This window comes from Thiomonas sp. OC7 (assembly GCF_900634595.1).
Lineage (GTDB): Bacteria > Pseudomonadota > Gammaproteobacteria > Burkholderiales > Burkholderiaceae_C > Thiomonas > Thiomonas arsenitoxydans.
Genome location: NZ_LR131953.1, coordinates 3490576 through 3508624 on the forward strand (window position 1 = coordinate 3490576; position 18049 = coordinate 3508624).

Below are 18049 nucleotides of genomic sequence, written 5' to 3' on the forward strand. Positions count from 1 at the left end.
TTGTTTCCAAAGGACCTGACATGACCACCATAACCGCCATCAACGTCTCAGGTTTGCGCGCTCCCGCTGCCGTCGAACCCAGTCCTTCGACTCGCTGGAGTGTCGCGCAGGTCGACGCGCTGTTCGCCATGCCTTTCATGGATCTGCTTTACCGTGCGCAGCAGGTGCATCGGGAGAACTTCGACCCAAATATGATTCAACTGTCCACCCTGTTGTCCATTAAGACCGGCGGTTGCGGCGAAGACTGCGGCTACTGTCCGCAATCGGCGCACCACGAAGCGGGGGTGCAAGCCAGCAAATTAATGCCCTTGGACGAGGTCCTGGAGGCGGCAAGAGCGGCAAAGGCAGAAGGAGCCACACGCTTCTGCATGGGTGCCGCGTGGCGTAGTCCGAAAGAGCGTGACATGGAAAGTTTGACCGAGATGGTGCGTGAAGTGCGCGCGCTCGGACTTGAAACCTGTATGACTCTGGGCATGCTTGATGCCGAACAGGCGAGCGAGCTAAAGGATGCGGGCCTTGACTACTACAACCATAATCTAGACAGTGCGCCGGAATTTTATGGCAGCATCATCAGCACGCGAACCTACCAAGACCGACTCGATACGCTAGTCAACGTGCGCGAAGCTGGTATCAACGTCTGCTGCGGCGGTATCGTTGGCATGGGCGAAAGCCGGATACAACGCGCTGGATTGATTGCACAACTGGCCAACTTGGAGCCCTACCCCGAATCGGTGCCGATCAACAACTTGGTGGCCGTGAAAGGAACGCCATTGGAGGGGGCTGCGCCACTCGATCCATTCGAGTTTGTGCGCACCATTGCCGTGGCGCGCGTCACCATGCCGCGTACCCAAGTTCGTCTGTCCGCAGGGCGCGAGCAGATGGACGACGCACTCCAAGCTCTGTGCTTTGCTGCTGGTGCCAACTCCATTTTCTATGGTGACCGCCTGCTCACCACGTGCAATCCACAGACCCAGCGTGACCGCTCGCTGCTGGCACGCCTCGGATTGCGCGTACAGAGCGAACATCCGGCGCAATGTGAGAGCCGATCGGATGAATGAAGTATCCATTCGGCCGCCGTGCGTACTAGGGCGCTCGATCGTCGACCGCGCGTTCCTCGCGGATCCGTATCCGACCTATCGGGCGTTACGCGAGGCCGGTCCGCTGCATTGGAGTGAGGAATTTTTCGGCGGAGCGTGGCTCCTCACACGTCATCAAGACGTCGAGACGGTACTGCGCGACGCACGTTTTTCGGCAAAACGCACCGGCGGCTGGGTCAATGACTTGGAGCACGAGCGCGGTGAACTGAGTCGCTTCCAGCGGCTGTTTGGGCGCGCCCTTCTTTTTCTTGATTCGCCGGATCACTCACGCCTGCGCAACTTGATGCAATCTGCCTTTCGCCCCGATGCGCTGACGCGCTTGCGGCCCGAGATCGAGCGCATCGCAGATGAACTTCTGGACTCTCTGAATGGCGTAGGGCCCTTCGATTTCATCGCTCAGGTGGCGCGCCCGCTCCCCGTGCGGGTAATCTCGCACATTCTCGGTATTGTTGGAGCGGACACCGAAGAGGTCATGATATGGTCGGATGACTTGGCCGACTTCATCGGTGCGCCAACACCAACACGAGAGCAGGCATGCCGTGCTCAGTCAAGCCTGTTGGCGATGACGCGCTTTCTTCAGGATCAACTGGAGACCAAGCGCACGGCCCGTGGCGATGACTTACTGAGCGCGTTACTGCTGCAGCGAGAACGCGGCACGCTTCATGACGATGCTGAACTACTGGCTCAGTGCGCCATGTTGTTGTTCGCCGGACATGAGACTACGCGAAACCTCCTTGGCAATGGCATGCAGGCGCTGCTGAGCCACGCCGAACAATGGCAGCTTCTGGTGAAGGATCCAAATCTGGTGCCAGATGCGGTCCGTGAAATTCTTCGATACGACAGCCCGGTGCAGTACACGGGGAGGCGCGTAATCTCGGATCTTTTGTTCCATGGACAGTTGCTGCGCCGCGGAGAACTGGTTCTGCCCCTCATCGGTGCGGCCAATCGTGACCCGGCGCGCCATGCTGATCCAGAGGAACTGGATGTCAGGCGCACCGACCGGGGCACGCTATCTTTCGGCTCCGGTCCCCATGTCTGCCTCGGCGCCGCGTTAACTCGCATTGAGGCAGACGTGGTATTCCGCCAAATGCTTGCCCGGTGGCCCGATCTACGCCTAGCAAGCGCCGAGCCACAGTGGTTTGCAAACCCAGCCTATCGCGGGTTGAAAACTCTATCGCTGCGACCTGCCATGTAGGTATTGTGTTGGCGCCGGTGCCGATTTGAGCCATGCGCCGGGTTTGCCATAAGCCGGTTGGAACGCGCCGAAATTCAAGCCTGACGCCACACGAAGCGTGTTTTCGATGGCGCAGTCGCCGATCTGTTCGTGCCGAACGAAAATTGCCCCCCTTTTGAAGGTTATGCCGACGCAAAATTGACCCGGGTGTTCCACCTACCCTGCTGCTTTTTTAGGCATGGGGGCAGGAGTGATCACCATGGACATGATTGGCAAGATTCAGCGAATGCATTTCCGCCAGCACAAATCCGTTCGAGAGATTGCCCGCAGTACGGGGCTGTCGCGCGACACGCTGCGTACCTGGCTACGCCAGCCTAGCGATGTCGTACCGCAGTACGCGGCGCGGCGAACACAACCCTCACTGCGCATTTCAGTGATCGTGGACGCCTGTTTCAGTCTGATCGTGGACGGCGTTTCAGCGTGATCGTGGACGCGCCGGGGTGCGCGCAAGCGATGGGTTTCAATGTATCTCAATCGTCCACGATCCGTCTGAAACGGTTGTCGCGAAGCGGTCGGTGAGGGGCTGCTGCGCAGCCTTATCCACGGCGGCGGACGGCGCTTGCGACGGACCGGCCGCCGCGGTGGATAAGGCGTGTTCGGCGCGGCGGTGGCGGCGGTTCTGGGGGATCATTGGTCTTTGTCCTTCTCGCGCAGCGAGGGGCCTTTGAGCTCGATCTTGTGGCTGCTGTGCACGATGCGGTCGAGGATGGCGTCGGCCAGGGTGGGGTCGTCGAGGTAGGCATGCCACGCCTTGACCGGAAGCTGGCTGGTGATCAGCGTAGAGCGGCTGCCCACGCGGTCGTCGAGCAGTTCGAGCAGATCGTTGCGCTCGGCAGCGCCCATGGGCGCGATGGCGAAGTCGTCAATGAGCAGCAAATCCAGCTTGGCCAGTTGCGTCATGCGCCGCGCATAGCTGCCGTCGCCGTGGGCGACCTGCAGTTCGCCGAACAGGCGCGCCGAGCGCGTGTAGAGCACCGAGAAACCTGAACGCGCGGCCTGATGCGCCAGGGCGCAACCCAGCCAAGTCTTGCCGCACCCAGTGGCGCCGGTGATGAGCACGTTGTGCGCCTGGCGCAGCCAGTCGCCGCCGGCCAGGTTGGCGACAAGGTGACGGTCGAGGCCGCGGCTGGCGCGCCAGTTGATGTCCTCCACGCAGGCTGCCGCGGCTCGTTCACCAGCGTCAAGTAACTCGTGTGGCGCATCGACCACTTCGTCGCTGCCGACAACACAACCTGCCAGACCTTCAAGTTAACCGCAACGGTCGATTTGATCCTTGAAAAATTGCATCGCCATTGTCCACCTGTTACTGAGACAACACACTAGCAGCGAAGCGAATAACACCGAGGAAGTTGCGGGCGTTCTTGCCGTAGATGGTGGCAACGCTGCGATATTGCTTGAGCTTGCTGAAGAATTGCATAACCAGATACCGTGTCCGGTACAGCCGACCTTGGGGCGCTCAAGTGGTACTCGTCCTGAGATCAACAGCGCCCCTGAAGCAACGTGGGCATGACCGTCGCATGCGACAAGACATCGACTGCGGGCGCTGATGCACGCCAATCCCAATCTGTCAAATCAAGCACCACCGTGAACAATTTCACGGGGTTTGTAGAAATCTATTGCCCCACGGGACAAATACCCTTGCCCTGTATCTTGAAGCAGCGATAGATTGATTGAAATTTGACGAAAATACAATTCGTAATAACTTATTAGGTTGTTATTTTGATAATTCTCAATGAAAAAAGATCCCTTCAGCAGCAAACCATGGTGTTCGTTCATTGGGGGTATCGTGCGAAAAGTGACAAGGCGGCGGCGCCCAATCACCAAGTATGCCCGGGCATATCCGTCACTCCCTCGCGCCGCTTCTGGCCGCGGGGCGACATCAAGGAGATCCTGAGAGTCGAGCAGCCATGACGAAACAATTGCAGCCGCTTTTTGCGGAACCCATCCGTCTCGTGCCAATTGCCGGCGAGCTTGATGAGGCATTCACCTGGCAGGTACTGGCTCTCCCATGCGAACACACGCAGGGCATTCAGGCGGCAGCGCCAGAACGCGAACTCCTACTCGTGGCGCTGGCTGGAGCGCTCGGCGGCTTGATCGATTCCAGCGAGCGTGATCACGTCATGCAACGCCTCATCCAAGACTTCGTCCATGTGTCGAGTCATATTGCGCTGGCCTGGGTATGGATCGGCCCAACCGACGCCAACAGTATTACCCCGCTATTCGTGGCGGGTCGGGCCCGCGCATTCGGAGAGACCTTGCAACTCTCGCGTTCCCGGCTCACCGCACATTGCCCGGTGTTCCAGTGCCTGCAGACGCGCCGCACGACCTATATGTGGATTTCGCCTCGCAGTCCATACAAACCCTGGCGTCGTGCCGCTGCGGACTATGGATTTGAGGAGATGCTGGCTGTCCCGTTCGACCTCGGTACGGAAAGCCAGCAAGGCATAGCCGTTTTTTATTCCAATGCCCGGGGTTACTTCAAAGACATCGGCATGCAACCGTTTGTCGCGTTGGCCAAGCTTGGGCAGGTCGCTGCGCATCAAACCACGCTGATTTCACGATTGCAACTGCAAAATATGTTAGATCCGCTGAGCGGCGCGCTCAACCGACATGCGACGGAGCTGGCGCTGCAGGACGAATTTATTCGCGCCCGCGCCAGCATGGATGGGTTTGGCCTGATTCTGCTTGATCTGGATCGATTCAAACTCATCAACGATTCCTATGGGCACCCGGCTGGCGACCGGGTGTTGCAAGAAACAGCTCGCCTGCTCCGTCGTCATGTGCGAGAGACAGATCGGGTCGGACGTTGGGGAGGCGAGGAATTCCTCATCATTTTGCCGCATCAGACCATCGATCAGGTCTTTTCTACTGCCGAACGTCTGCGCTTTGAGATCGAGTCGGCCTATGTCAAGCACGAGGGGCGCCGCATCCAGTTCACTGCCAGCTTTGGCATCATCACCTGGGCTGGCCAGAGTTGCACCCCGGACCGGTTGATCTCTCGGCTGGATTCGTTTTTGTATGACGCTAAACGCATGGGGCGCAACCAGGTACGTGGAGCCGATGGTCGCGGCAGCGAAACGTTGTCATTGGGGGCGCAGATTCAAGAGGCGCTGGAGACCCAGCAGATCCGAGCCGCATACCAGCCGTTGATTGACCTACGTAGCGGTGAAGTGGTTGCGCAGGAGGCGCTGGCTCGCTTGGTTAAGGCCGATGGTACGGTCATGGCGGCGGGGGAGTTCATTGGCGCCGCGCATCGTCTGCGGATGGAATGGCGTATCGATGAAGCCGTCTCACGCCAGGCTCTGGCACATTGCCTGGCACGCGCCCACCAGGGCCAGTCCCTGCAGCGCCATCTCATCAATTGCTCCGCAGACTTTCTCGGCCGTGCGGGTTGCATCGAGACCCTGCTCGAGACTGCACAGCGCAGTTGTGCAGGCTGCGGTGATGTGATGCACGGCAAGAGCAAGCCGGTGATTATTGAGGTCACCGAACGCCAGCTGCTGGGCGATCCGAAAAAAACACGGCAGTTGCTGCAGCCCTTGCTCGACTTCGGTTTTGAGCTTGCTGTGGACGATTTTGGTAGCGGCTATTCATCCTTCCTGTATCTGCTTGATCTTCCGGTGCGCTATCTCAAGATCGAAGGCGAACTGGTTCGTCGGGCCGTGGATGATGTTCGCGCACGCGCCATGGTCGAGTCCATCCAAGCCATGGCTTTCCGGCTGGGCATTTGCACTATTGCAGAAGGCATCGAAAACCAGGTCACCAGCGATTTGATGCGCGATCTTGGCATCGACTGGGGACAAGGTTATCTGTGGGGGCGGCCAGAGATTGCCTGACTCCATACCAACACACAAACAGGAGGAGAAGATGTTTCAAATCGATCATGCATTGTTCGCACCCTGGCCCGCACTGGGCGGTGGAGTGCTGATCGGAGCGGCTGCTGGCATCATGGCGCTCGTGGGTGGCAAGATCATGGGCTGCAGTGGCATTGCCGGCGGCAACTTGCACGATCTGATCGAGGGTGTGCCCACACAGAGATGGCGTTGGGCCTTTCTGCTGGGGGTGTTGTTGGGCACAGTGGGATGGATCGGCCTACGCGGCCCTATAGCCGGAGCCGACCAGCCCATGCCGTGGCTTGGTTACACATTCGGTGGCCTGGCCGTCGGCTTTGGTACCCGCCTGGGTTCTGGCTGTACCAGTGGGCATGGGGTGTGCGGTATTCCGCGCCTGTCCCGGCGCTCACTGGCGGCGGTTGCGCTGTTTTTCGGTACGGCCATGCTCACAGTCTTCATTACACATCACATCATCTGAGGTACCTGCCATGATGAATCTGATTGCCATGGTTTGCGGTGTGCTTTTCAGTTTTGGCCTGCTTATTTCGGGCATGGTTGATCCGGAGAAGGTCATCGGATTCTTGAATATTGCAGGCTCCTGGGACCCGAGTCTGGCCTTTGTGATGCTCGGTGCAATTGTCGTTAACACGATTCCGATGCGCTTGGCCATGCGGCGCAAAGACTCGGTGTTGCTGCATTGCCCGATGGAGCTGCCCAAGGCCTCTCAGATCACATTACGCCTGGTCCTTGGCAGCATGATCTTTGGCATCGGCTGGGGTCTAAGTGGCATCTGCCCGGGGCCGGCACTGGTGAACCTGGGGACTGCTCAGCCCGATCGCTTGGTTTTTTTCATGTTCATGCTCGCGGGGATGGGCGCTTATGAAATCTGGAATCGGTACATGTCGAATCAACGCACCCGCACGCCGCAGCCAGAGCGGGTACTTGATCTCCTGCCCCTGGGGCAGGAGGGACAACGCCCTTTGCGTGCTCAGCTCGTTGGGCAAGGTCCCGATCATCAGATCACAGTGCTCATCGATACGCCGTTGCAAGTGGGAGATCGATGCTGGGTGATGCAGCCCGGCCAATCATTACAGCAGGCGCGCGGCTATATCGTTAAACATTTCCGCCCAGGAATCCGCGAAGGCGATGCAGCGCACGCTATTTTGGTCGCCTATCTCGGCTTGGACATGCCCCCGGTAGGCCAGATCGTTGCGTTGCGAGATAGAGAGATACAGACTCGACTAACCCAGAAGGAACACGCCTGATGAACGCATTGTCCCCGCCTCGTATCCATGAATCAGTACCGCCCGATCTGTCGCTCTGGGTGCTGCCCACCTTTTTACTGGAACCTATTGAAGGCGGGGGCTGGCGTATAAGCGACCAAAACGCCGCCGCTGCAGACTTTGCCGCCTTAGCTGGGATCGATCTGTCCCGGAATCGTCAAGATTGGCTTGCCGAAACAGATGCTCCCGGAACAAAAGGTGATCCATTGGGAGAGCAGACGCGCGTGGCTGTGAGCACCGAACTGACGATCGGTTCGCGCGCCTGCCGCGTGCACGTCATGCCTTGGCCCAGCGCGCCACACCTGCGTTTGATGCAGATTGTTGATCTAACCACGCGCCGATTTGCAGAGACTGTTACCCGGGACGTTATCAATATCGTCAACGGATCGGGTCGTGTGCTAGGGCAAACGGCAGATCAGATCTTTGCAATCATCGAGGGCGTCGAGCAGGGCTTGCGCACCACAGAAACGAGTGAAATTGACAACAGAAACCACGTGGGTTCGCTGGTTGATAACGTCAAATCCATTTCGTCACTTGCCCAGAATATCCGTGCCATCGCTGCGCAGACCAATCTGCTTGCCTTGAACGCCGCCATCGAGGCAGCGCGCGCTGGGGAGGCTGGGCGAGGTTTTGCGGTCGTGGCCGATGAAGTCAAGGGGTTATCACAGCGAGTACAAGCTGCGACACAAAGTATCACCGAACTTGTTGCCGGAATTCGGGATGTATCAAGCGGAATTGCCTCGGCCTGCCATGCCTCGATGCAGTCGGTCGAGTCGTCACATGTTCTCTTGGAACATTCCACCGCTAATGTCATGCAGATGAGACGCGTGTCGCATGTTTCGAGCCTACGTGCCGCAAAAAGCGGGCATCAACTCTTTGTTTTCAGGGTACAGGGCGATTTGGAGCGCCAGCAGCCGACGATTAAACCCGAAGGTCTGACCACGCACCATAGCTGCGGTTTAGGCGAATGGTATGAAGCCAATCGTTTGACGAGTCTTGGCCAAATGCCCAGTTTCCGAGCGCTGGAAGCGCCGCACGCCCGCCTGCACGACCTCGTGCGCGAGTTTGCTTCGCTACTGCATGGCGACGACCGACGCCGGGCGTTAGGGTTGATGCAAAACATCGACCGTGAGCTGGCAGCCACGCTCGAGGCTATCGATGTGCTGGTGCGCGACATTGAGGCCGCGCTAGCATAAAGCGGTGGCTGCGACGCCCCCGACTCTTCGTGACTGCAGAGCTCAGAAATCGGCCGTCGGAATCCTGGCCGCCCGGGCGGCCGGTCAGGATGAGAACGCTGGTTCGCGGGCTCTGGAAGCCGACGGTCAATAACCAGTTGTTGCCGATGGAAACTCAGGGGCAGCAAGACGCGTAATTGATCGGTGTCCTGGTAGATGCCGTCAACGCAGTATTGGAACTCGAGGCAGCGGAAATCGAACCCTCTCCAAAATTCGGAGCGGCAGTGCATTCAGACTTCATTCTCGGCATGGCCAAACTGGACAAAGTGGGCTTTGTCACTTTGCTGGATCCAGGACGTGTTTTCTCATCAGAGGAAATGGCTGCGCTGGAGCAAGCGGAAAAGCCGCGTCAGATTGAATGGTCAGCGCCGAGCAGCGAGATCAGCCATGTACGCCCGGTAGCTTCTGATGAAGGCGTCAGCACAGACCTTCTCAAGTTTTCACCCAACGTGCCGATATTCAAAAGACGAGACGCGTCGTTTCGAATCACTGCGCTTGCAGGAAATGGAAGAGACAGATGGATAACTTGGACAACTCAGTGCTGAGCCGTAGGACCTTTTTGTTGAGCCTTGGAGTGTCTAACAATCTTGCAGCATGCAGCCTTACGACGAAGTCTGCAACCAGAACCCGTCCATCGGTCTGACAGGGGCCACCTCGGTCACGATTGCGCTCGGCAAGTTCTTCAGTTGAAACGGACTCAATCCATCGATTGCACTTTCAGGTTTGCCATTCAACCTGGGGGGCATCCCTATTACGGTTCAAGTTAGCCATCCATGCCCGCAGCTCCAACCTTACCCAGCCAGCGCCTGATCCGATCCATCGCAGAAAAAGATCTTCCTGCTTTTGGTTTGACCTTGCAAGAAGTCTTGACGGCAGCGGACAGCGATGTCTTGTCAGGCCACCAGATGGCCGAAGTGATTCTGCGAGATCCGGCATTGACCTCGCGGGTGCTGCGCGCCGCCAACGCAGCGCACCTTGGCCATAGCGGCCATGCCAAGGTCGTCACGGTCAGCCGGGCGGTTGTCATTCTGGGGGTCAATGCGATTCGCTCACTCTGCATTTCTGCATTGACGGTTGAAACACTCTCCGCTGCAACCCAGTACGGACACCGGGTTCAAGAGGCGCTGGGCCGATCACTGCATGCCGCGGTGCAGGCACGCGACCTGGGCAGACGCCAGCAGATGAACAAGGACGCCGTGGAGCGTTTGTTCGTCGAAGCCTTGCTGAGCGGCATTGGTGAAATGGCGTTCTGGTGTTTCGGAAACGAGATGGCCGATCAGCTCGAGCGTGAACTGCAATCAGGCACAGCACCGGCCAAAGCCGAATTGAAGGTTTTGGGGATCACCCTGACGCAATTGGGGCGCGAGCTTTTGCAAAACTGGAGCCTGGCATCGGTGCTTCAGGATTCCCCAGAAGTCGCTTTGGCACGCCAACTCAGCCTGGCTTCTCCTCAGGGCTGGTTGATCTCAGCGACGCGGCAAACAACGCGCGACATCGCTGTGCTGCTCAAAACCCCGGACGCCGAAATGCTGGAATTCCTGCAAGCCAATGCGACGGAAGCCGCCGCGTTGGCGACCGCACTCGGAGCTCGCCAAGCGGCTCAAGTGATTCCTGCAGAGCTACAGCACAGCGAGGAGATTCTGGACACACTCGCCCCAGATGAGAAAGGCTATTTCCACATGCCCGTCATCCACCAACAGTTGCGGGTACTCACCGAAATGGGCCATGTCGCCACGTCGCGAAAGGACCTTCCCATATTGCTGGAAACCTGTCTGGAAGGGTTGTACCGGGCGGTCGGTCTCGATCGCTGCGTGTTTTGCCTCTTGTCTCCAGATCGGACCCGACTTCAAGCCAGGATGGCCACTGGACCCGCAACAGACAGCCTGCGGCAGCGCTTCCAATGGGAATGGGGGGCTGAGATGGAATCCTGGCTGAAACCCCAGATGGTTATCTGGCATGACGTCAACACGCCAAGTCCGGATTTTTTGACCCGTGCCAGTGAAACCCTGGACTGTTTCACAGGGACGTTCTCCATTGACCAGAAAGCGGTTGGCTTTTTTTATGCCGACCGAAAACCTTCTGGCCGTCCCCTGACTCCCGAGGGTTTTGAGGGCTTTAGCAGCCTGGTTGCTCAGGCCGAATTGGTCATGCGGGCGCTTCCAAGATGAAATGACGGTGGTTGCCGGGTCAAGGAGCATCGCCCCAAAGACGGCGCCACCGCAAATTCATCACAAGAGTGACATCTTCAAGATCACGGCCTGTGTAGGATTGTGTGATCGACTTTACAAACTTCGGCGTACCTCCCGTCAAGACAACTCGGTAGCCCCTGCAGGGCATTCCTTCATTTCATCCATGCAGCGCATTCTCATTTCCGGCCGACGAACTGGCCTGCATTCATTCAGCGCGGGGATCACGTGCAGCAACCCCCGATGAACGCTTCCCTGCGCAAAACCGCGGTTCGCGTGCTGCTCTGGCTGCCCGTCGTATTCACGGTGATCTGGTTTATCAACCAGGAGCGGCTGGATTTCGAGGAAGCGCGTGAGGTGGTGAGCGAGCAAGCCCGGCATGCCGCTTTGGCCGAGGGACAGGTGATCCAACTGCGGCTGATGCAGCAATTTCAACAATTGGCCTTTGTCGCCAAGGCCATTGTGGGCGAACAAGCGCCCGAAGCGCTGGACTCCCGGGCGCAGGCTCTGCTTCGACGCTATGTTGCAAATCACCCTGAGATCCTCGCGATCAATGTTCTGACACCCGATGGCGAACGTATCGCCTGGTCGAGTTACACGCAATCCACTAAGCCGATCTTTCGCCCGGAGGATTTCACGGCATTGCCTGGTCGGCCCGATGAGTTTCTGGGACAAGACCATTATGCCAAGCGCTTTCATGCCGACGTGGTGTCGATGCGCTATCGCATGCGAGATGCGCACGGCCAGACCTTGTATTTCATTGGCACGCCCTATCGCATGGATGCCCTGCTCGCTGAGTTATCCCCCCAGGGCTGGACGATGAGCGTGCTGGATCAGCGCGATGGTCGTCTGATGAAAAGTCCGACGACAGGGCCTGTACCGCAGTCAGCCCACTCGAGCGATCTCAGTGTCGTGGAACCCATCAACGGGTTGCCCCTTTCAGTGAGGGTGGCCTGGCCCAGAGCAAAGGTTTGGCAGCTCTATCGCCAAGGGCTGGCGTTGCGTTTGTTTGGGCGCCTTATTGTTCTCGGCCTTTTCGTTCTTGCGGCGTTTGCCATCAGCCGCCTGTTGCGCAGCAGAGAGCGTCTTTTGGAGAAGAATGCTCGCTTTGCGAGGTTCAACGCCTTATTGGCGCACATCAATCAAGCAATCGCACAGGCCAGTGATGTGTCCGATCTGCTGGAAAGAGCCTGTCGTCTCGCGGTACGCGATGCTGGCATTGCACTGGCCTGGATTGGTCGCCCCGATTCACAGGGCCGCTTCGTTTTTTTGGCCAAGGCCGGTGCGGCAGTCGATTACGTTAACGATCTCATTCTCAGCTCCGATGCCTCGGTGCCGGAGGGGCAGGGGAGTGCGGGTGTGGCCTGGCGCGAAGATCGGGCGATTTTCACGAGTGACGCACAGCACGCGGCTTCTCTGAGCCCTTGGCGTGAACGCCTGCAACGCTTCGGCCTGAATGCCGGAGCCGCGCTGCCCTTGCGCCGCAGCAAAACCGTATGGGCGGTGTTGCACCTTTACTTCGTGGATTCCGCGGCAGTCACTCCCGATCTGCAGCGGATCTTGCTGGATTTGGCCGACGATCTGTCTAACGGTCTCGATCGACTTGATCTGCGCGATAGCCAGATCAGGCTGCAGCGGCAACACGCCTGTCTGCTGGGCAATACGGTCGCGGGTGTGGTGATGGTCCGTTATCCGGGGGCCATCATTGCCGAGGCGAACGAGGCCGTCGCCCGCATTTTCGGCGCCCCCAGTGTTCGAGAGCTATTGGGGCGCAAAGTGGGGGATGTCGTCCCCTCTTTGCTGGACGACCGCATGGTTCAGGCGACAAGGGTGGCACTCAAGGAGGGGCAAGTCACCCTGGATGCGCTCGATATTTTGCGGCTCGATGGTCAGCAGGCTTGCATTGCAATCTCCGGTCGGCGACTTGAATCGGACCCTGGGGGCTCAACCCTGGTGGTTTGGACGGTGGTTGATGTCACAGAACGCCAGCACCTGGTGCGGCAACTGGAACAACTCAGTCGCGCAGATCCGCTAACCGGCTTGCCCAACCGGCGAGCGCTGGAACAACATCTGGATCGCGCGATCGACCGCGCGTCGCGATTGGGCTGTGCCGTTGCGGTCGGCCTGATCGATTTGGATGACTTCAAGGCCGTCAACGACCGCTATGGTCATGAGACGGGGGATGTTCTGCTCAAACAACTCGGCGAGCGCCTTCTGGCGTGCACGCGGGGTTCGGACTTGATTGCCCGGCTGGGCGGCGACGAGTTTGTGCTCGTGATCGAAGATATCGATCCTGAAGACGCCATGATGCAGTTGAGCGTCATTTTTGGGCGACTCCATCAAACCGTCGAGACGCCATTCGACCTTGGGGAGGAACGCTCTGCCAGTGTCGGTATGAGTATGGGGGTGGCCCTGGCGCCAAAAGACAGTGGCAACGCCGACTCGCTCCTGCGCCTGGCGGACGCTGCGATGTATCGCATCAAAGCCCGCAAATCCTCGCGCACCCAGTGGTGGGGACTTGTGAGTCTGGAGCATTTGGATGAAGCGCCGGAGCCGCCATTTGACCCCTTTGGCTCCGACGCGCAGATGCTGCTTGACCCGATCCACGATCTGCTGGAGTTGGTCGAGCGAGAGTTTGTGGAGACTTTCTATGTCGAACTCGCGCAACGCGCCGAGACGGCGGCCATTTTTTCCGCGCTGAACGACCAAGAGTTGGCGCGGCTGAAGTCCCGGCAGGCGGCACACTTGCGTTTCCTGCTGGACTCAGCGACGACGGCTGCGCAGATTCAGGAGCGCGGAAGGCATCTCGGCACTGTCCATGCGTTGGTTGGCGTTGCATCGTCTTGGTTGAGTGTTTCGATGCAGCTCTATCGCGACCTGCTGCATTGGCACTTGGACGCCAGCGACAGAGGTGCGCGGGAGCGCGGCCGATTGCAGCGGATCTTTGATGCCCGCATCCAAATCGACCTGCAGAGCCAGCTCGATGCCATGCTGGTCGTACAGAACGCCTACAACGCTTATCTGGCCCGCCCGTTGCCCCGCCCGGGTCAGGCATGGTTTGACGTGATTGAAGGCAAGCTTCAAGCCCTGGGGGCCCTACCAGGTTTGCGTGGATGCACCCTGTTGCGTCCAGATGCGATGGGGAAGTTTCAGGTGCAGGGCAGTGCAGGAGAGGCTGCCGATTCAATCGTCGACGTCCTCTCTACGCCCAGGTTGCAACCATCGTTGGACGCGAACAGTCAGACGGGTATGGGATTGGCCGCGCAAGCATGGCGTAACGAATCGATCCTGACGGCCAGAAACTACGAAAGCAGCTTGGGCTTGGCGCCCTGGGTTGAGTATGCAGCGCGTTTGAATATTCGCAGTATGGCGGCGATTCCGTTGATGCGCGCTGGACAGACCGACTCGGTACTGGTCCTTTACGGCGCCTATCCAAACCAGTTCGATACGCAGCAGGGCCACACCTTTCTTGCCGCACTACAAAACCGCTGGAATCTGGTTGACGATCTGCTGCGCAAACGGTCGCCTGTTGTCGGGCAACGTGAAGCCGCTCAGTACCGCCAATGGCTTTACGCGGATGGTTTGAGGATGTTTGTGCAACCCGTGGTTGATCTGATCGACGGTCGTTTGCGCAAGGTCGAGGCGCTGGCTCGGCTGGTTTCGCCTGAGGGAAAGGTCATCGCTCCGGGGCAGTTTCTGCCTGCGCTGCGCGAAGCTGACTTGGACGCGCTGTTTCGCATGGGGCTGTCTCAGAGTTTGGAGCGGCTGGCGCATTGGCGGGCCCAAGGTATGGACATCGATCTGTCCATCAACCTGCCCCCTTCCACGCTTTTGCACCCGGACTGTACGCAATGGATCCAGCAATCTTTGCGTGAGCACGCCATCGCGCCGCATCATCTCGTCTTGGAACTGCTGGAATCGCAAGAGGTCGATGAGATTTTGCGTGACGAAGCGATATCCAGGCTGGGGCAGTTGGGCGTTCAGTTTGCCATTGATGACCTTGGATCTGGTTTCAGCAGCCTAAAACGGCTGGCCAGCCTTCCATTTGATGTCATCAAGGTCGATCAGGGCATCATTCTCGACATCGAGCGCGACCCGGTGAAAGCACTGACTTTGGTGCGCACCGTGGTGCAGATCGGGCGAGATTTTGAGAAGGAAGTTGTGGTCGAGGGCGTCGAGAATGACGGGATCATCGAGGCCGTGACGGTGCTGGGCGCTAAATTCGGTCAAGGCTACGGCATCGCACGCCCCATGCCGAGTGAGCAGTTGCAGGACTGGGCGGTACAACACGCCATGCACAGGAGAACGAACAGCTCGGATCCCGCACCATTGCAGTTTTCCACGCCATTGGGCGCATTGGCTTACCACTGGATGGACGCCCACGGAGCCTTTCCGAACCAAATGCATCGATCAGAACCGTGCCCCCTCAATGCCTATCTGAGCCGCCTCGGTGCTGAGGCAGCAGAGGCTGAGTCCTATCACGCCATCATCCATGAAGCACAAGACGAAGAAGTGCGAAAGGCAGCCAGCAAGAAACTCACGGCCTGGCTTGTCGAGAAGGTGCGTTTGCACCACAAACAATGAATTCGTCGAGGTACAAATCGGAGCTGGCGCTCGTCAGGGCACAGAACATCGACATCTCGAATTTCGAGGAACAAGCAACAGATTGACCGTATCGGGCCGACACCGGCCATGCGCCGGACTTGATCCCGTGGGTGTCCGCAAATCGGCCAGAGCCTCCTATCAGTCAGACCATTGCACCGATACGTCTGCTCAGGTCACACATAGGTGACATTCGTGTTGTGCACGCTTCGAATTTCCACCATCGTTTCTAGCGTAGAGGTGCTGTCGATCCACGCTGGCCTATTGGGCAGTTCGTGTTTCACCTGCAAGTATTTACGTAAAGTGAACGTCCAGCGCTCTGACCGATAAAGCGCACCTTGGTCAAAGCGGATCGTCGGCCAGTAGAGTCGAGAGTCAGCTTGCTGCTACTTACTGGGCCTGTAATGCCGTACGCAACGCGAGTGCACCTAGAACGATGAACATGACGGCCGCGACGGCATGGATCCAACGGCTCGGCAGCCGATCCGCAAATCGGTGTCCGAACAGCACTGCCGGCACGTTCGCCAGCAGCATGCCCAGCGTCGTACCAGCCACCACTGGAATCCATTCGCTGAAGCGCGCAGCCAGCGCGACGGTCGCCACCTGGGTCTTGTCGCCCATCTCGGCGAGGAAAAATGACAGCGCGGCCGTCAGGAAGATGCCGCGCGCGCTGCGTTTGGACAGGTTCTCCTCATCCAGTTTGTCAGGGACCAGTATCCACAGCCCCATGACGACGAAGGACAGGACGACGGCCCAGTTCAGAACCGACGGTTTCAAGGTGTGGGCGAGCATGTCACCCACACCGGCGGCGATCCCATGGTTCGCCAGGGTCGCGATCAAAATACCCAGGATGATGGGAATGGGCGCGCGATAGCGGGCCGCCAGCAGCAGGGACAAGAGTTGTGTCTTGTCACCGATCTCAGCTAGGGCGACCAGAACGGTTGATGTGAGGAAAGGGTGCATGCGTTAAACATTATCGGATAGGGGGGTAGGCTATCATAGGGATATGAGCCATACCATCCGCCAGAAAGCCAAGCTGCTGAACCGGGTGCGTCGTATCCGGGGGCAGGTCGACGCCATCGAGCGCGCACTTGAGTCGGAAGCCGGGTGCGAGCAAGTGCTGCATGTCGTCGCCGGTTGCCGCGGCGCTCTCAATGGACTGCTCGGCGAGGTTGTCCAGGAACATATCCAGAGCCATCTTGTCGAGCCGCTGAAGGGCAAGAATCCGATGGCTGCCGACGCGGCCGAGGAGCTTGCTGACGTGTTCAGGAGCTATTTCAAATGAACGCCATTCCACAACTTGCCGTACCAGACCACGAGCATGTTTTCCTGGGCGAGGGCCACGACCGAAACGCACACAAAACCTGGTGGGTGATCGCCCTGTGCAGCGTCGTGATGGTGGTTGAGATCGTCGGTGGCTTGCACTTCGGCTCCCTCGCCCTGATCGCCGACGGCCTGCACATGAGCACCCACGCAGCAGCGATGCTCATTGCGGCCGTGGCCTACACCTATGCGCGACGGCATGCGCGCGACACGCGTTTCAGCTTTGGCACGGGCAAGGTCGGCGACCTCGCGGGTTTTTCCAGCGCGATTATCCTGGCGATGATCGCGCTGCTAATTGGCTATGAGGCCGTCGACCGCCTGCTCCATCCTGTGCGCATTGGTTTCAACGAGGCTATCGCGATCGCCTTCCTCGGACTGATAGTAAACATTGTCAGCGCCTGGATGCTCAGTGGCGGCGACCATGGTCACCACCACGGCAATGGCCATGCGCACGACCACTCCGGTCATGCACATGACGACGAGCCGAAGGTTATTGACACCCCGGCCGGACGCCTGCAGTTGAGCATCTTCGAGGATGGGGTTCCTCCGCGCTTCCGGGTGCGCTCTCTCCAAGAGCCAGGGAGTGCGCAGCCCCTTTGGGCGGCTGATGTCATGCTAACCACGGTGCGCACCGGCGGGGAAGAGCAGCGCTTTGCCTTGCGTGACGTAGGTGACTGCTGGGAGTCAGTCGAGGAGATTCCCGAGCCACACGATTTCAGCCTGCACGTGAAGCTCGGGGCGCGCTTCGAGTCGTTCGGCGCCACGCTGCATTACGAAGAACCCATACCCCATACACATGGCGGGCACCACCGAGACCACAACATGCGTGCAGCGTTTGTGCATGTTGCGGCGGATGCGGCAGTCTCCGTCCTTGCGATCCTGGGCTTGGCCGCAGGCAAATTCTTCGGCTTGAATTTCATGGATCCGGTCATGGGCATCGTCGGGGCATTGGTGATCGCCAATTGGTCATTCGGCCTAGTCCGCGACACGGGTGCGATTCTGCTCGACATGAATCCAGACCGTCGGCTTAGCCATGACATCGCGACGCTGGTGAAGGCGCAGGGTGACAGCATCCGCGATCTGCACCTCTGGCGCCTGGGCCCGGGCCACTTGGGCGCGATCCTCGCCGTGCAAAATCATGACGGCGAAAGGGATTGTGTTCATTACCAGCGCCTGCTCGCCCGCTTTTCCGATCTTTCCCACGTGACCGTTCAAGTCACGCGCTAGATGTTCCGGGTGTTCATGGGAAGAGGCCC

The 18049-nt window shown here is 58.8% G+C and carries 13 protein-coding genes and 3 pseudogenes; 13 read left to right on the forward strand and 3 right to left on the reverse strand.

The window, feature by feature from the left end:
• The first annotated feature begins 20 nt into the window (after positions 1-20).
• From bioB to BIO17B3_RS16770, 3 genes and pseudogenes are all read left to right on the forward strand, one after another.
• Entirely contained in the window at positions 21-1058 is a 1038-nt protein-coding gene (bioB, locus tag BIO17B3_RS16760) for a biotin synthase BioB (protein WP_156054877.1), read from the forward strand.
• Positions 1051-2292 (forward strand): cytochrome P450, encoded by a 1242-nt coding sequence (locus BIO17B3_RS16765; protein WP_156054878.1) that lies wholly within the window; start codon positions 1051-1053, stop codon positions 2290-2292. Before bioB ends, BIO17B3_RS16765 begins: the two co-directional genes overlap by 8 nt.
• A gap of 238 nt (positions 2293-2530) precedes the next feature.
• A pseudogene (locus BIO17B3_RS16770) lies at positions 2531-2716 on the forward strand (IS21 family transposase); the annotation flags it as partial.
• Between the two features lie 242 nt (positions 2717-2958).
• Here the strand turns inward: BIO17B3_RS16770 and istB are convergent.
• Together istB and BIO17B3_RS16780 are read right to left on the reverse strand one after the other, a co-directional pair.
• Positions 2959-3501 (reverse strand): annotated as a pseudogene (gene istB, locus BIO17B3_RS16775) (IS21-like element helper ATPase IstB); the annotation flags it as partial.
• Between the two features lie 402 nt (positions 3502-3903).
• Positions 3904-4107: a hypothetical protein gene (locus tag BIO17B3_RS16780; protein ID WP_013106281.1), complete on the reverse strand. Its 204-nt coding sequence runs from the start codon at positions 4105-4107 to the stop codon at positions 3904-3906.
• Between the two features lie 131 nt (positions 4108-4238).
• On the opposite strand from BIO17B3_RS16780, the gene BIO17B3_RS16785 reads away from it, so the two are divergent.
• From BIO17B3_RS16785 to BIO17B3_RS16815, 8 genes and pseudogenes are all read left to right on the forward strand, one after another.
• On the forward strand, positions 4239-6167 hold the full coding sequence (locus tag BIO17B3_RS16785; RefSeq protein WP_172978995.1) for a bifunctional diguanylate cyclase/phosphodiesterase: 1929 nt from the start codon (positions 4239-4241) through the stop codon (positions 6165-6167).
• 31 nt (positions 6168-6198) lie between these two features.
• Positions 6199-6642 carry a YeeE/YedE family protein gene (locus BIO17B3_RS16790; RefSeq protein ID WP_156054880.1) on the forward strand — a complete coding sequence of 148 codons (444 nt, stop codon included), beginning with the start codon at positions 6199-6201 and terminating at the stop codon, positions 6640-6642.
• Between the two features lie 10 nt (positions 6643-6652).
• Complete coding sequence (locus tag BIO17B3_RS19380; RefSeq protein ID WP_013106278.1) at positions 6653-7429, forward strand: YeeE/YedE family protein; 777 nt, start codon at positions 6653-6655, stop codon at positions 7427-7429.
• A gap of 563 nt (positions 7430-7992) precedes the next feature.
• Positions 7993-8199: pseudogene (locus BIO17B3_RS19500) on the forward strand (methyl-accepting chemotaxis protein); the annotation flags it as partial.
• Positions 8200-8265: 66 nt separating this feature from the next.
• Positions 8266-8643 carry a CZB domain-containing protein gene (locus BIO17B3_RS19505; protein WP_232054367.1) on the forward strand — a complete coding sequence of 126 codons (378 nt, stop codon included), beginning with the start codon at positions 8266-8268 and terminating at the stop codon, positions 8641-8643.
• Positions 8644-8819: 176 nt separating this feature from the next.
• A complete protein-coding gene (locus tag BIO17B3_RS16805; RefSeq protein ID WP_156054882.1) occupies positions 8820-9227 on the forward strand; it encodes a chemotaxis protein CheW in 408 nt (135 codons plus the stop codon).
• 228 nt (positions 9228-9455) lie between these two features.
• On the forward strand, positions 9456-10850 hold the full coding sequence (locus tag BIO17B3_RS16810) for an HDOD domain-containing protein (protein ID WP_156054883.1): 1395 nt from the start codon (positions 9456-9458) through the stop codon (positions 10848-10850).
• 261 nt (positions 10851-11111) lie between these two features.
• Positions 11112-15452, forward strand: coding sequence for an EAL domain-containing protein (locus BIO17B3_RS16815; protein WP_156054884.1), 4341 nt, complete (start codon positions 11112-11114; stop codon positions 15450-15452).
• A 408-nt stretch (positions 15453-15860) separates the two neighbouring features.
• Here BIO17B3_RS16815 and BIO17B3_RS16820 read toward each other — a convergent pair whose 3' ends face one another.
• Positions 15861-16433 (reverse strand): TMEM165/GDT1 family protein, encoded by a 573-nt coding sequence (locus tag BIO17B3_RS16820; RefSeq protein ID WP_013106274.1) that lies wholly within the window; start codon positions 16431-16433, stop codon positions 15861-15863.
• Positions 16434-16476: 43 nt separating this feature from the next.
• Between BIO17B3_RS16820 and BIO17B3_RS16825 the strand changes: the two genes are divergently transcribed.
• Together BIO17B3_RS16825 and dmeF are read left to right on the forward strand one after the other, a co-directional pair.
• Positions 16477-16755 (forward strand): metal/formaldehyde-sensitive transcriptional repressor, encoded by a 279-nt coding sequence (locus BIO17B3_RS16825; RefSeq protein WP_041608988.1) that lies wholly within the window; start codon positions 16477-16479, stop codon positions 16753-16755.
• Positions 16752-18020 (forward strand): CDF family Co(II)/Ni(II) efflux transporter DmeF, encoded by a 1269-nt coding sequence (gene dmeF, locus BIO17B3_RS16830; protein WP_156054885.1) that lies wholly within the window; start codon positions 16752-16754, stop codon positions 18018-18020. The genes BIO17B3_RS16825 and dmeF overlap by 4 nt, the downstream gene beginning before the upstream one ends.
• Positions 18021-18049 lie beyond the last annotated feature (29 nt).